12 protein-coding genes are annotated in these 12,786 nt (G+C 59.9%); 7 read left to right on the top strand and 5 right to left on the bottom strand.

What is annotated here, in order from left to right:
- Positions 1 to 51: 51 nt before the first annotated feature.
- The 6 genes from JK199_RS04820 to JK199_RS04795 all read left to right on the top strand — a co-directional run bounded on the left by JK199_RS04820 (position 52) and on the right by JK199_RS04795 (position 8,210).
- On the top strand, positions 52 to 2,274 hold the full coding sequence (locus JK199_RS04820) for an ATP-dependent helicase (RefSeq protein WP_212374215.1): 2,223 nt from the start codon (positions 52 to 54) through the stop codon (positions 2,272 to 2,274).
- Positions 2,274 to 3,185, top strand: a complete 912-nt coding sequence (locus JK199_RS04815) for a 50S ribosomal protein L11 methyltransferase (protein WP_212374213.1) — start codon at positions 2,274 to 2,276, stop codon at positions 3,183 to 3,185. The genes JK199_RS04820 and JK199_RS04815 overlap by 1 nt, the downstream gene beginning before the upstream one ends.
- A gap of 76 nt (positions 3,186 to 3,261) precedes the next feature.
- Positions 3,262 to 5,040, top strand: coding sequence for an aminopeptidase P family protein (locus JK199_RS04810; RefSeq protein WP_212374211.1), 1,779 nt, complete (start codon positions 3,262 to 3,264; stop codon positions 5,038 to 5,040).
- Between the two features lie 94 nt (positions 5,041 to 5,134).
- A complete protein-coding gene (locus tag JK199_RS04805) occupies positions 5,135 to 6,166 on the top strand; it encodes an isocitrate/isopropylmalate dehydrogenase family protein (RefSeq protein ID WP_212374209.1) in 1,032 nt (343 codons plus the stop codon).
- Between the two features lie 116 nt (positions 6,167 to 6,282).
- Complete coding sequence (locus JK199_RS04800) at positions 6,283 to 6,999, top strand: NUDIX hydrolase (RefSeq protein WP_212374207.1); 717 nt, start codon at positions 6,283 to 6,285, stop codon at positions 6,997 to 6,999.
- Positions 6,996 to 8,210, top strand: coding sequence for an MFS transporter (locus JK199_RS04795; RefSeq protein WP_212374205.1), 1,215 nt, complete (start codon positions 6,996 to 6,998; stop codon positions 8,208 to 8,210). The genes JK199_RS04800 and JK199_RS04795 overlap by 4 nt, the downstream gene beginning before the upstream one ends.
- A gap of 42 nt (positions 8,211 to 8,252) precedes the next feature.
- On the opposite strand, the gene JK199_RS04790 is transcribed toward JK199_RS04795, so the two are convergent.
- From JK199_RS04790 to JK199_RS04780, 3 genes are all read right to left on the bottom strand, one after another.
- Positions 8,253 to 9,800 (bottom strand): peptide chain release factor 3, encoded by a 1,548-nt coding sequence (locus JK199_RS04790; protein WP_212374203.1) that lies wholly within the window; start codon positions 9,798 to 9,800, stop codon positions 8,253 to 8,255.
- Between the two features lie 102 nt (positions 9,801 to 9,902).
- Complete coding sequence (rpsD, locus tag JK199_RS04785) at positions 9,903 to 10,520, bottom strand: 30S ribosomal protein S4 (protein WP_025825471.1); 618 nt, start codon at positions 10,518 to 10,520, stop codon at positions 9,903 to 9,905.
- Entirely contained in the window at positions 10,517 to 10,699 is a 183-nt protein-coding gene (locus tag JK199_RS04780; RefSeq protein WP_025825472.1) for a hypothetical protein, read from the bottom strand. Before JK199_RS04780 ends, rpsD begins: the two co-directional genes overlap by 4 nt.
- Positions 10,700 to 10,873: 174 nt before the next feature.
- Between JK199_RS04780 and JK199_RS04775 the strand changes: the two genes are divergently transcribed.
- A complete protein-coding gene (locus tag JK199_RS04775; RefSeq protein ID WP_077930058.1) occupies positions 10,874 to 11,422 on the top strand; it encodes an HdeD family acid-resistance protein in 549 nt (182 codons plus the stop codon).
- Positions 11,423 to 11,491: 69 nt separating this feature from the next.
- Here the strand turns inward: JK199_RS04775 and JK199_RS04770 are convergent, their stop codons facing one another.
- Together JK199_RS04770 and bla are read right to left on the bottom strand one after the other, a co-directional pair.
- Positions 11,492 to 11,821, bottom strand: coding sequence for a hypothetical protein (locus JK199_RS04770; RefSeq protein WP_212353705.1), 330 nt, complete (start codon positions 11,819 to 11,821; stop codon positions 11,492 to 11,494).
- A 15-nt stretch (positions 11,822 to 11,836) separates the two neighbouring features.
- A complete protein-coding gene (bla, locus tag JK199_RS04765; protein WP_244984915.1) occupies positions 11,837 to 12,715 on the bottom strand; it encodes a class A beta-lactamase in 879 nt (292 codons plus the stop codon).
- Between the last annotated feature and the right edge of the window lie 71 nt (positions 12,716 to 12,786).

Genomic DNA, 12,786 nt, shown 5'->3' with positions numbered 1-12,786 from the left:
ACTGCTCCGATTGGCCTCAGGCTTTCAAGACGATATAAGGGCAAAGTGAATATGTCCGAAAACCCTTCCTCCGCGCTTTTTTCATCATCATCAGGCCAAGGCGAGTCCTATCTCGCGCGCCTGAACCCCGAACAACGCGCGGCGATTGAGACCACTGACGGCCCACTGCTGGTTCTGGCCGGTGCAGGCACAGGCAAAACACGGGTGCTGACAACACGTTTTGCCCATATCCTGCTGACAGACCGGGCCAAACCCTGGCAGATTCTGGCCGTCACCTTCACCAATAAGGCCGCCAAGGAGATGCGGGAACGTGTCTCTCTCCTGCTCGGCAGCCCGGCGGAAGGGTTATGGCTGGGCACCTTTCATGCTCTGTGCGCACGCATGCTGCGCCGCCATGCGGATTATGTGGGGCTGACAAGCAGCTTCACCATTCTGGATACGGATGATCAGCTTCGCCTGCTCAAGCAGCTTATCGCGCCCTTCCAGATTGATACCAAACGCTGGCCCGCCCCCGGTATTCTGGGCGTTATCCAGCGCTGGAAAGACCGGGGACTGACACCGGAGCGCGTGACGGATTCCGAGGATTCCGATTTTGCGGACGGCCATTGCCGCGCCATTTACCGCGCCTATCAGGAGCGGCTGATCCAGCTGAACGCCTGTGACTTTGGGGACCTCATGCTCCATGTTACGGAAATCCTGCGCACGCGGCCTGATGTGCAGGCGCAGTACCAGCGCCTGTTCCGCTATATTCTCGTGGATGAATATCAGGACACCAACACGGTCCAGTATCTCTGGCTGCGTCTGCTCGCCCTGCGCCCCGGTGAGCCCGCCAATATCTGCTGCGTAGGGGATGATGACCAGTCCATCTATTCCTGGCGCGGGGCGCAGGTCGGCAACATTCTGCGGTTTGAAAAGGATTTCCCCGGCGCAGAGATTGTCCGGCTGGAACGCAATTACCGCTCTACCCGCCATATTCTGGGCGCAGCCGCCGGGCTGATTGCGCATAATGATGAACGGCTGGGCAAAACCCTGCGCTCAGGCCGGGAAGATTCTGACGGCGAAAAAGTCCTCGTCGTCGGGGTCGGCGATTCTGACCATGAAGCGCGGGATGTCTGCGCCATGGCCGAGAAAATGCAGCGTGACGGCCACTCTCTGGCGGAAATGGCCATTCTGGTCCGCGCCGGGTTCCAGACCCGCGCGTTTGAAGAAAAGCTGGTGCAGAGTGGCGTGCCCTACCGCATTGTCGGCGGTGTGCGCTTTTATGAACGCGCTGAAATCCGCGATGCACTGGCCTATATGCGCGTGCTGAACCAGCCTGCGGATGATCTGGCGTTTGAACGCATTCTCAACACCCCCAAACGCGGCATGGGGCCCGCCGGGGTGCAAAAGCTGCATGCCGCAGCCCGCAGCCGTCAGGTTCCTCTGACGGGAGCAACCAAAATCCTGCTGGCGGAAAAAGTGCTGAAGGGGAAAGTGGGCGATCAGGTTCAGGCTCTCATGACCGCACTGGACACCACGCGCGATATTCTGGCGCGGGAAGGCCATGTGGTGGCCATCGAGCACCTGCTGGAAGAAAGCGGTTATCTGGCCATGTGGCAGGCCGATACCTCGCCCGAAGCTCCCGGACGGCTGGAAAACCTGAAGGAACTGGTCCGTGCTCTGGCCGATTTCGGCACGCTGGGCGAGTTTCTGGAACATGTCGCGCTGGTCATGGAGCATGATGAAAACGCTGGAGATGCCCGCATCTCGCTCATGACCCTGCACGGCGCCAAAGGGCTGGAGTTTGATGTCGTTTTCCTGCCGGGCTGGGAAGAAGGGGTTTTCCCCTCCCAGCGCACGCTGGATGAAGGCGGCAATTCCGGGCTGGAGGAAGAACGGCGGCTTGCCTATGTGGGCATTACCCGCGCACGCAAACACGCCATGATTTTCCACGCGGCCCGGCGACGCATTTACGCCAACTGGCAGGATTCTATGCCCAGCCGCTTTCTGGATGAACTGCCGGACGACCATATTATCCGGCAGGAAGAGCGCGATGCCTCCCTCCGCGGGCTGCGGGCCACGGAGTCCGTCTTTGCAGGCGGCGCCCCTCTGGTAACCCGCAGACGCCGGGACCCGCTGGCCGGAAACACCCCTACGTTCCAGCTCGGTGAGCATGTGCGCCACCCCCGCTTTGGGGAGGGCATTATTGTCTCAGCCGATCACCATCATGTTGATGTCGCGTTTGAAGGCGTCGGTATCAAACACCTCCTCTCCTCCTTTTTAGAGAAACTTTAATGGCCGTTGCTCCCCGTCGTCACGCCACCGCTCTGGAAACGGTTGCGGTCACCGTTCCGGAACCTGCCGTAGAAGCGTTTGAAAACGCGATTGGCAGTGTCTGCACCACGGTTGGTATTTTTGAAGCCAACCCGGAAGGCACGCTGTGGCGTGTGGAAGGTGTGAAAGACGCCGGGCACCGTGAGGATGAACTGGCCGCCGCCCTCGTGCTGGCGCAACTGACCACCGGCGTGAACGCTGCGCTGGAGCGGGATGCGACAGAGGCCGAAGGCTGGCTGGCCCGCACCTATGAATCCTTCCCCGAGCAGGATGTCGGGCAGCGGTTTGTTATCCGCGGCACCCACCTGCCGGATGTTAAACACCCCACCCGCATCGCCCTGACGCTGGATGCCGGTGTGGCTTTTGGCTCTGGCGAACATGGGTCCACCCGTGGCTGCCTGCGCGCGCTGGAACGGATTGCCTACCGCAAACCCCGTAACATTCTGGACCTTGGCTGTGGCTCCGGCATTCTGGCCATGGCCGCCGCAGCCCTGCTGCACAAAAAGGTTCTGGCGGTTGATATTGAACCCTGGTCCGTGCGCGTGGCCGCGCAGAATGCGGAGCGCAACGGGCTGGGGCGTGCGCTCACCTGCCGTCTGGGCAACGGCTGGAAAACCCCGGAAATCCGCCACAATGCTCCGTATGATCTGGTGTTTGCCAACATTCTGGCCCGCCCGCTCTGCCTGATGGCCAAAGATCTGGCCCACAATCTGGCTCCCGGCGGTACGGTCATTCTGGCAGGGCTGCTCCGCACCCAAATCCGGATGGTGCTGGCCGCACACCGCAGGCTCGGACTGATACTGGAACACACCTTTACAGAGGGTGACTGGGCCACACTGGTCCTGCGTCGCCCTTATACCCCCAAGCCCTGAAAACCCGGCCTGCATGTCCTCATGCAGGCTTTTTTAGTCCGCATATTTTTTCCAAGATCGTCTTTAAAGGTCCGCCATGCCGTCCGCTTCCGCCTCCCGCCTCGCCGCTCTGCGCACCCTCCTGCAACAGCACGGGCTGGATGGGCTGATTATTCCCCATAGTGATGAATTTCTGGGAGAATATACCCCGCCCTGCGCTGAACGTCTGGAATGGCTGACGGGCTTCAGCGGCAGCGCAGGCATGGCCGTTGTTCTGGCGGACTCCGCAGCCGTATTCTCGGATGGCCGCTACATCACCCAGATGGATCAGCAGGTAGATGGCTCCTGCTGGGAACGCCAGCATATCTATCAGACACCGCCCAGCGCGTGGCTTGCCAGCAAGGCCCCGAAAGCCGCCCGTATCGGCTATGATGCGCGGATCATGAGCAGCGCGGAACTGCGGCCTTTCACGACGCTGGATGGCATCACCCTGGTCCCTACCGACGGCAATCTGACGGATGTCCTCTGGACAGATCGCCCCGCCTTCCCGGCAGACCCCGCCACCATTCACCCGCTGGTTTATGCGGGCGAATCCTCACAGGATAAACGGACCCGTCTGGGGCAGGCTCTGGCAGAATCCGGGCAGGCCGCCGCTGTGCTGAGCGATTCGGCCTCTGTCGCGTGGCTGCTGAACATCCGGGGAACGGACATCCCCTGCACTCCCGTTGTTCTGGCATTCGCCGTGCTGCATGCCGATGCCTCTGTGGACCTGTTCCTTCAGGCCAGTAAACTTCCGGCAGACGTAAAGGACTGGCTGGGGCCAGACGTACGCGTGCATGAACCCGAGACGCTGGACAGCGTACTGGCGACACTCAGCGGCAAGACCGTTGGCGTGGACCCGGCAAGCAATGCCGTCTGGTTCACCCAGACCCTGACCCGCCACGGCGCCACGGTGCAGGACAGCCCGGACCCGTGCCTGCTGCCCAAAGCCCGCAAAAACGCCACCGAACAGGCAGGCACCCGCAAGGCGCACCTGAAAGACGGCATTGCCCTGTGCCGCTTCCTGCACTGGCTGGATACGGAAGAGGCCCGCGGCACGACCGAGCTTCAGGCCGCCACCCGGCTGGATGCCTTCCGGGCAGAAGGCGCTGACTATCGCGGCGAATCCTTCCCCGCCATTTCCGGCGCGGGGCCGAATGGCGCGGTGATCCATTATCGCGTTACCCCGGAGAGTGACCGGGTTCTGAACGCCAATGAAGTCTATCTGATTGATAGCGGCGGCCAGTATCCGGAAGGCACGACGGATGTAACCCGCACCGTCTGGACCGGCCCGGATGCCGCCCCTGCCCGCCTGAAGGAAACCTTTACCCGCGTCCTGCGCGGCAATCTGCGCCTTGGCCGCGCCCGCTTCCCCGCTGGCACCACGGGCCATGCGCTGGATGCGCTGGCCCGGTATGATCTGTGGCAGGCCGGTCTGGATTATGACCACGGGACAGGCCACGGCGTAGGCAGCTTTCTCTCGGTGCATGAAGGTCCGGCGCGGATTTCCAAAAACCCGTCCGCCATCACGCTGCAGGACGGCATGATTCTGTCCAACGAGCCCGGCTATTATGAACCCGGCGCTTATGGCATCCGGCTGGAAACACTCGTGCTGGTGCATGAAAAGGACGGTGAGAACCGCCCCGGTTATGCGTTTGAGACGCTGACTCTGGCCCCGTTTGACCGCAGGCTGATCGATACGGCGGTTCTGGGCGAGGAAGACTGTCAGATTCTGGATGCCTACCATGCGCAAATCATGGAGCAGATCGGCCCTCACCTGCCGGAAGAGGCCAGAAACTGGCTGAAAACCGCCTGCGCGCCCCTCAAGAGGGCGTGAGAGGCAGGTTTTTTCGCAACTGGTCACGCAATTGGGAATCGCCTGCCGGACGGAAGAAGAGCAGAAAAGTTGCGAAGTGAAGGGAGCTTCCAGAATGACGACAGACAGCAAAACCATCCCCACTACTCTTATCGCCGGTGATGGGATCGGCCCTGAGATTGTTGACTCGGTTACCGAAATTCTTGATGCCGTTGGCGCCCCGTTCGAATGGGACCGCCAGCTTGCCGGCATGGCCGGTGTCGATGCGGTGAATGACCCGCTGCCCAAACAGACCATTGAGAGCATCCGCCGCACCGGCCTTGCTCTGAAAGGCCCGCTGACCACACCGGTTGGTGGCGGCTTCAAATCCATCAACGTCACGCTGCGTCAGGAATTCGGGCTGTTTGCCAACCTGCGCCCCACCAAGACGATTGTCCCCGGTGGCAAGTTCGACAAGATTGATCTGGTCCTGTTCCGTGAAAATCTTGAAGGCTACTACGCCGCCATGGAACACTACATTCCGGTTGGTGATGACCCGAAGGGCATTGCCCTGAGCAGCGGCTTCAACTCCCGCACGGAATGCCGCCGCATTGTAAAGTTTGCTTTTGAGTATGCGCTCAAAAACAACCGCAAGACGGTGACGATTGTCCACAAAGCCAACATCCTCAAACTGCTGACCGGCCTGTTCCTTGAAGAAGGGCGCAAGGTTGCTGAGGAATATAAAGGCCGCATTGCCTTTAATGAGCGGATTGTCGATGCCTGCGCCATGCAGCTTGTCATCAATCCCTGGCAGTTTGACGTGATTGTCACCACCAACCTGTTTGGTGATATCCTGTCTGACCTTACGGCTGGCCTTGTTGGCGGTCTGGGCATGGCTCCGGGCGCAAACATTGGTGAAAAAGCCGCTGTGTTTGAAGCCGTTCACGGCTCCGCACCGGATATCGCCGGACAGGGCATCGCCAACCCGCTGGCCCTGCTGCTGGCTGCCGTCATGATGCTCCAGCATGTGGGTCGTCAGGATCTGGCAGACCGGATTGACCTTGCGATCAAAAAGGTCATCACGGATGGCGGCCTCCGCACCAAGGATCTGGGCGGCAACGCAACGACGAAAGATCTCACCGCCGCTCTCAAACAGCAGCTGGTCTGAGTTCTTTCAGAAAACGGGAGTGCGGTTTGCGCCGCCTCCCGCTTTTTTGAGACATTTCTGCGTTTTCTCTCGTCGTTTCTTTACACAGGTCCCGCTGCGGCGCGTATCATAACGCTATGATACCAAGCTTTTCCGGCCAGTGGCCCCTGCTCCGGCTTTCTCCGTCCTGCATCATCTCGGTCACAGACCATGCGCCGCGTTACACGGCAGACGCAGAGGTTGAGATCACCCGCATCTGGGCAGCCGCCTGCCTGAAAACCCCGGCTCTTTTCAACGGCTGCGTTTTTTCCGCAGACCGCGTGACCCGTACAGAAATTTCCGGCCACTGGACAGAATACCGCGCTGTTCTGGCCCAGATGAAAAATCCGGCCTTATTCCCGCACCTGCGCCTGCAACCGCTTGCCGTGATCGGCCTGCTGGAAACACCGGAAGGCTTTGTGCTGGGCCGCCGCCATCCCTCCTCCTTATATCAGGGCAATTTCTGGCAGAGCCCGCCTGCTGGCAGTATTGAACGCCGGGGCGACAGCACAGACGTGCATCTGGGTGAGCAACTTCTGGCAGAAGCCGAGGAAGAACTCGGCCTGCCCACCGAGAGCCTGAGCGTTGGACCACCCTGCCTCATTGCCCGCCATCCCGGCACACGCATTCTGGATATTGGCATCCCCATGCGCACGGCTCTGTCGTTCAGCGCGGTCGAGGCGCGCTGGAAACAATCCGCCAATCAGGAATATGACCAGCTGGCGCTCGTACCGCGCCAGACTGTCAGAGAATGGCTTGACCGCCCCGACCTGCTACCGACCTCACGCGCCCTGCTGGCGGCAACCTGCTCATGACTTCCCGCCAGACCTCTTCACGCTCTCAAAGCTCAGACAGCCCTGAGCATATTGCTGGCCCCAGCCCTGCTCTGGTCCGGGTCATTGCCGCGGCCTGCGGGCTGATTGTTGCAAATCTTTATTACGCACAGCCTCTGGCCGGGCCGATCAGTGCCGCACTTGCCATGCCGGAAAGCCAGTCGGGCCTGATTGTCACCATCACCCAGATTGGCTACTGCCTCGGCCTGCTGCTGATTGTCCCTCTGGCCGACCTGCTGGAAAACCGCAGCCTGATTGTGTGGATGACGCGCCTTGTCATGCTGGCTCTTCTGGCGTTGCCTTTTTCACACCACCCGCTCCCCTTCCTGTTTGCCATTGGTCTGGTAGGCGTTCTGTCCGTCGCGGTGCAGATTCTGGTGCCTCTTGCCGCCAGTCTCGCCCCGGAGGCCATAAGAGGCCGCGTGGTTGGCAATGTCATGAGCGGGCTGATGCTCGGCATCATGCTGGCCCGGCCGGTTTCCAGTTTCGTGACGGAATTTTCCTCATGGCACACCATTTTCCTGATCTCCGCCGGGATCATGCTGGTGCTGTCCGTCCTGCTCCAGCGTGTGCTGCCTGAGCGCAAACCCGCCACACAGAGCCATTACGGCGCGTTGCTCAGTTCCATGCTTGCGCTGCTGCTCACCACAAAAGCCCTGCAACGCCGCGCCTTTTATCATGCCTGTCTGTTTGGGTCCTTCAGCCTTTTCTGGACAGTTACTCCTCTGCTGCTGGCCAGCCCGCCTTTCCAGTTTTCTCAGGGTCAGATTGCGCTATTTGCGTTTGTCGGTGTTGCGGGCGCTGTTGCCGCCCCCATCGCGGGGCGCATTGCCGATAAAGGCTGGACATGGCCCGCAAGCCTTGCCGCCATGGCGCTGGTGTCGGTCGCCTTTCTGGCAAGCCTTGCGGTGCCGCATGGTCTTTTTATCGGCGTGCTGACACTGGCCGGGATTCTGATCGACTTTGGGGCCACTGCCAATCTGGTGCTGGGGCAGCGCGTGCTGTTTGTGCTCCCCGCAGAAAACCGCGCCCGCCTCAACGGGCTTTATATGGCGATTTTCTTTATGGGCGGTGCCGCAGGTTCAGCCCTTGGAAGCTGGGCTTATGCGCACGGGGGCTGGCCACTGGCGGCAGCACTGGGAGCCGCTTTTCCCGCACTCGCTTTTATCGTCTGCCTGACGGAAAAGCGCTGAGAAGACCCGGCACCGGTCGCCCGGTGCCGTTATTCAACCCGGTTATTTAATCTCAAGCCCGATCTGCTTGATATCATGGAAGGTGATATCCGGGTTCTGCTCCTGCGTGCGGCGCATCATGAAGGCCGATGTTGCAAGGAACACCGGATCATCATCCAGATCGTCCGCCATGGCTGAGCGGTTTGCCATAGCAAAGGCCTCAATCTTCTCACGCGGGCCTGTCACCCAGCGCGCCAGAGAAAACTGTACGGCATCAAACCCGATTTCCACGCCATATTCCGCCTTCAGGCGCGCCTGAAGCACGTCAAGCTGGAGCGTACCCACCACACCGACAATCGGCTGTGCGCCATCCTGCGGTTTGAAGAGCTGCACGACCCCTTCCTCCGCAAGCTGCGTCAGCGCCTGTTTCAGCTTCTTGGCCTTCATGGCGTCATTCAGCCGAACGCGCCGCAGAATTTCCGGCGCAAAATGCGGCACGCCGGTAAATTTAAGATCTTCGTTTTCGGTCAGCGTGTCACCAATACGCAGCGTGCCGTGGTTCGGGATACCCACAACATCACCCGCAAAGGCTTCTTCCGCCAACTGACGGTCCCGCGCAAAAAAGAACTGCGGCGTATGCACGGCAAAATTCTTGCCCGTGCGGCTGTGGCGCAGACGCATCCCGCGCGTCAGCTTGCCCGAACAGATACGGGCAAAAGCAATACGATCCCGGTGGTTGGGGTCCATATTGGCCTGAATTTTGAAGACAAGCGCCGTCATTTCTTCTTCATCAGCCTTGACGGCGCGGCTTTCCGCCACCTGATCCCGCGGAGACGGCCCAAAGGCCACCAACGCGTTCAGAAGGTCGGTCACGCCAATTTCCTTCATCGCACTCCCGAAGAAAACCGGCGTCAGATGCCCGGCGTCAAAAGAGGCCCGGTCAAACGGCGGCAGGGCGGCTTCCGCCAGTTCCAGCTCTTCCGCAAGCTGCACCATACGCGGGTCGGACTGCGCCAGCTTTTCCTGCGTATGGACTTCCTGTGTCCGCAGGTCATACGTGCCCACAAATCCGGCGGCACGACCAATCGGCCATGTCGCGGGGGATGTATCCAGAGCAAGGGCAGACGCAATTTCATCCAGCAGGGCAAACGGGTCCTGCGCTTCACGGTCCATCTTGTTGATGAAGGTGACAATGGGGATATCGCGCAGACGGCAGATTTCAAACAGCTTGCGCGTCCGGTCTTCAATGCCTTTTGCGGCGTCAATCACCATTACGGCAGAGTCGACCGCCGTCAGGGTCCGGTAAGTATCTTCCGAGAAGTCTTCATGGCCCGGCGTATCCAGCAGATTGAAGATGCACCCGCCATATTCAAAGGTCATGACCGAGCTGACCACGGAAATACCGCGGTCCCGCTCGATGGACATCCAGTCAGACCGGGTGCGCCGCCGCTCACCCTTGGCCCGCACATTTCCGGCAAGCTGGATGGCCCCGCCTGCCCGCAGAATACGTTCCGTCAGCGTGGTTTTACCAGCATCCGGATGCGAGATGATCGCAAACGTACGGCGGCGGGTAATTTCCGTGCTGAGGTCAGTCGCGAGCGTTTCAGACATAACAGGCAATCCGGCTGGAAAAGAGACAGGTTAAAACGGCAAACGCCGGATGGAGAGGGGAACCCTCCACCCGGCGCTGCACAAATCGGGCCGAAGCGCCGATTAACGAGAGTAGTATTCGACCACCAGGTTCGGTTCCATCTGCACCGGATACGGCACATCAGCGAACTTCGGACCACGGACAAACGTGCCCTTCATCTGGCGGTGATCAACGTCCATGTATTCCGGAACGTCGCGTTCACCCGTCTGGGTGGAGTCCAGAACGATGGCAAGCTGCTTGGACTTTTCACGCACTTCAATCACGTCACCGTCCCGCACCAGGAATGAGGGGATGTTGACTTTACGGCCGTTGACCAGAATGTGGCCGTGGCTGATGAACTGACGCGCTGCGAACGGCGTAATGGCGAATTTCATGCGGTAGATCACCGCATCCAGACGACGCTCAAGCAGGTTGATCAGGTTTTCAGACGTATCGCCCTTACGACGCACGGCTTCCTGATAGTAGCGACGGAACTGCTTTTCGCTGATGTTACCGTAGTAACCCTTCAGCTTCTGCTTTGCCATCAGCTGAATGGAATAGTCAGAGGGCTTGCCTTTACGGCGCTGACCATGCTGACCCGGGCCGTATTCACGACGGTTAACCGGAGACTTCGCACGGCCCCACAGGTTAACGCCAAGGCGGCGGTTAATCTTGTATTTGCTCTCGAGGCGCTTGCTCATAAGGCGCTCTTCTCTTCTCTGTCTGCATGCAGCACAGTCAGCCTGTGCCGCATCATGGCGCCGGTAGTCTCCGTCCCTCGTGGATCAGAGCGGGCGCAGTCCGTATCACCGGCAGGCGGGAGCATCTGTCCACCTGCATCGGCCGTCCTGTCCACATTCCCGGCAATGGGTGCAGCCATTACGGAAAGAGCCGCCCTCTGTCAACTCAGTCCGGACGCCTGCTAGGGCAGAAAGCAGCAGACAGCCTCTCCCATGCAGGAAAAGAGCGCCTTTACCGATAGTATTTAGGCCCTCTCTGCCTTAGATTATTCCATGATTTTCAGAAACATGGTCAGGAGCAAGGAATAACCACCATGCCATCTTCTAAAAAATGGGCGCTTTTTATCGCTCTGGGCGCTGTGCTGATTGCGCTGGGCTTTATTGCCTGCGTGGATGCCATTTCCGTCACGCTGGCCAGCACAATTTTTATCGGAATCCTTCTGGTTATTGCAGGCGCCCTTCAGGTGGCCCACGCCTTTGCCGTGCGGGACTGGGGTGGCGTGCTGTTTTCCGTGCTGTTCGGCCTGCTTTATATTGTGGCGGGCGGTATGATTATTGAAGAACCGGCAACCGGCTCCGTCATGATCACCCTGTTTGCCGCAGCCTGCTTTATAGTCGTGGGCGTGATGCGCAGCATTATGGCCATCCAGTACCGCAGCCTGCCGGGCTGGGGCATTGTGCTGGCGGGCGGGCTGATCAGCCTGCTGGTGGGGCTGTGCCTGTATTTCACCCTGCCCTGGTCCGGCCTGTGGCTGATTGGTACCTTTGTCGGTGTGGAACTGATTACCAGCGGCATCGGCTGGCTCCAGTTTGGTCTGGCCCTGCGCCAGAACACGGTCCTGCCGCCTGCCAGCCGGCTATAAGCCCGGCAGGCCTTTCAAAGGCTGAAAAAGGCGTTCTGTCTGACGGCAGAGCGCCTTTTTATTGCCCTGTTAATTCAGCGCCCAGCAGCGTGACGTCGGAACATTCTGGTCAGACTGCGTGAAGGGGGCTGTCAGCACACACAGAATGGTTTTCCGGTCTTTTCTGAGGGTAAAAATCTCGCCTTTTGCAACATGGCTGGCCGTCGTGATGGCATATCCGTCCGTCAGAAGGTCGGATAAGGAGCGGCTTTCCGGCGCCAGCTTTGTCGGCACATCCAGAGGGCTATACGGGTTTTTAGAACCGGTTTCCGGCAATCCATCATCCGCAGCCTGCGCATGGGCAACAGCCGGAGCCATCAAAAGTGCCGAGATCGCAGCAAGCCTGCACAGTAGGGTCATCCGTTTACGCTCCCTTCAGTTGGTTGAACTCTGCGCCAGAGTCTGTCCGGCCAGACGGGCTATCCCGGCAAACGCCGCCCGAAACTGGTCTTCCGCCGGATGCCCGCCTCGTGTGTACACGCAAACAATGAGCGGCGTCCGGGATGAAGGCCACGCAACAGCACAGTCGCCTGCGGCGTCCTGACCATTAGTCCCGGTTTTATCACCCACCTCCCAACCAGCAGGAAAACCGGCGCGCAGGCGGTTCCTCCCGGTCTGGCACCCTTTCAGCCATTCCGTCAGTAACAGGCGGGAGGACGCCGACAACACCTCCCCGAACAGTAGATGCTCAAGAACGCCCGCCATAGCGGCAGGCGTTGTGGTATTGCGCACACTCCCCGGCGGAACCCTGTTGAGATCCGGCTCCCAGTCATCCAGCCGTGTGGCCTGATCCCCCAGAGACCGCCAGAAACGTGTCAGATTTTCCGGCCCACCCACGCGGGCCAGAAGCAGATTGGCGCACGCATTATCACTCTGCTCAATCGCAGCCTGACAAAGCGCGCGGACGGACATTTTACCGGCTTCAAGGCTGGCCTGCGCCACGGGGGCGTAAACCGCCCGCTCAATGTCGGCCCTGGTATAAGACACCGCCTCATCCAGCCTGTCTTTTCCCTGCTCCACGCGCTGAAGAACCAGCGCCACGAGGGAGACCTTGAACGTGCTGCACAGAGCAAACCGTTCATTTTCCCGCCATGTCAGGCGCTGCCGGGTTGCCAGATTGCAGGCATACACGCCGATACGCCCTCCGGTTGCCTTCTCATAGGCCGCAATAACCGACGGGGCTCCAGACGCGGCAAAGGCCGGGAACGCCGTAAACGCAGGCGCACATGCCAGAAATTTCCGCCTGAACATCATAAAAAACCGTCCTGCTCCCCAAAGGCTCTACACCCTAGCCAGCTCAGGTCAGCCCGGCAGAGTGTATGCCA

The sequence above is a fragment of the Acetobacter persici genome (assembly GCF_018256955.1).
In the GTDB taxonomy this organism is placed as follows: domain Bacteria; phylum Pseudomonadota; class Alphaproteobacteria; order Acetobacterales; family Acetobacteraceae; genus Acetobacter; species Acetobacter persici.
The sequence above is the reverse complement of the archived record's forward strand: the minus strand, read 5'-3'. Positions and strand labels throughout refer to the sequence as shown.

What these genes read in the sequence shown, in the direction of transcription:
- JK199_RS04820 (WP_212374215.1), top strand. Translation starts at nt 52, where the DNA reads ATGTCCGAAAACCCTTCCTCCGCGCTTTTTTCATCATCATCAGGCCAA.
- JK199_RS04815 (WP_212374213.1), top strand. Translation starts at nt 2,274, where the DNA reads ATGGCCGTTGCTCCCCGTCGTCACGCCACCGCTCTGGAAACGGTTGCG.
- JK199_RS04810 (WP_212374211.1), top strand. Translation starts at nt 3,262, where the DNA reads ATGCCGTCCGCTTCCGCCTCCCGCCTCGCCGCTCTGCGCACCCTCCTG.
- JK199_RS04805 (WP_212374209.1), top strand. Translation starts at nt 5,135, where the DNA reads ATGACGACAGACAGCAAAACCATCCCCACTACTCTTATCGCCGGTGAT.
- JK199_RS04800 (WP_212374207.1), top strand. Translation starts at nt 6,283, where the DNA reads ATGATACCAAGCTTTTCCGGCCAGTGGCCCCTGCTCCGGCTTTCTCCG.
- JK199_RS04795 (WP_212374205.1), top strand. Translation starts at nt 6,996, where the DNA reads ATGACTTCCCGCCAGACCTCTTCACGCTCTCAAAGCTCAGACAGCCCT.
- JK199_RS04790 (WP_212374203.1), bottom strand. Translation starts at nt 9,800, where the DNA reads ATGTCTGAAACGCTCGCGACTGACCTCAGCACGGAAATTACCCGCCGC.
- rpsD (WP_025825471.1), bottom strand. Translation starts at nt 10,520, where the DNA reads ATGAGCAAGCGCCTCGAGAGCAAATACAAGATTAACCGCCGCCTTGGC.
- JK199_RS04780 (WP_025825472.1), bottom strand. Translation starts at nt 10,699, where the DNA reads ATGGCTGCACCCATTGCCGGGAATGTGGACAGGACGGCCGATGCAGGT.
- JK199_RS04775 (WP_077930058.1), top strand. Translation starts at nt 10,874, where the DNA reads ATGCCATCTTCTAAAAAATGGGCGCTTTTTATCGCTCTGGGCGCTGTG.
- JK199_RS04770 (WP_212353705.1), bottom strand. Translation starts at nt 11,821, where the DNA reads ATGACCCTACTGTGCAGGCTTGCTGCGATCTCGGCACTTTTGATGGCT.
- bla (WP_244984915.1), bottom strand. Translation starts at nt 12,715, where the DNA reads ATGATGTTCAGGCGGAAATTTCTGGCATGTGCGCCTGCGTTTACGGCG.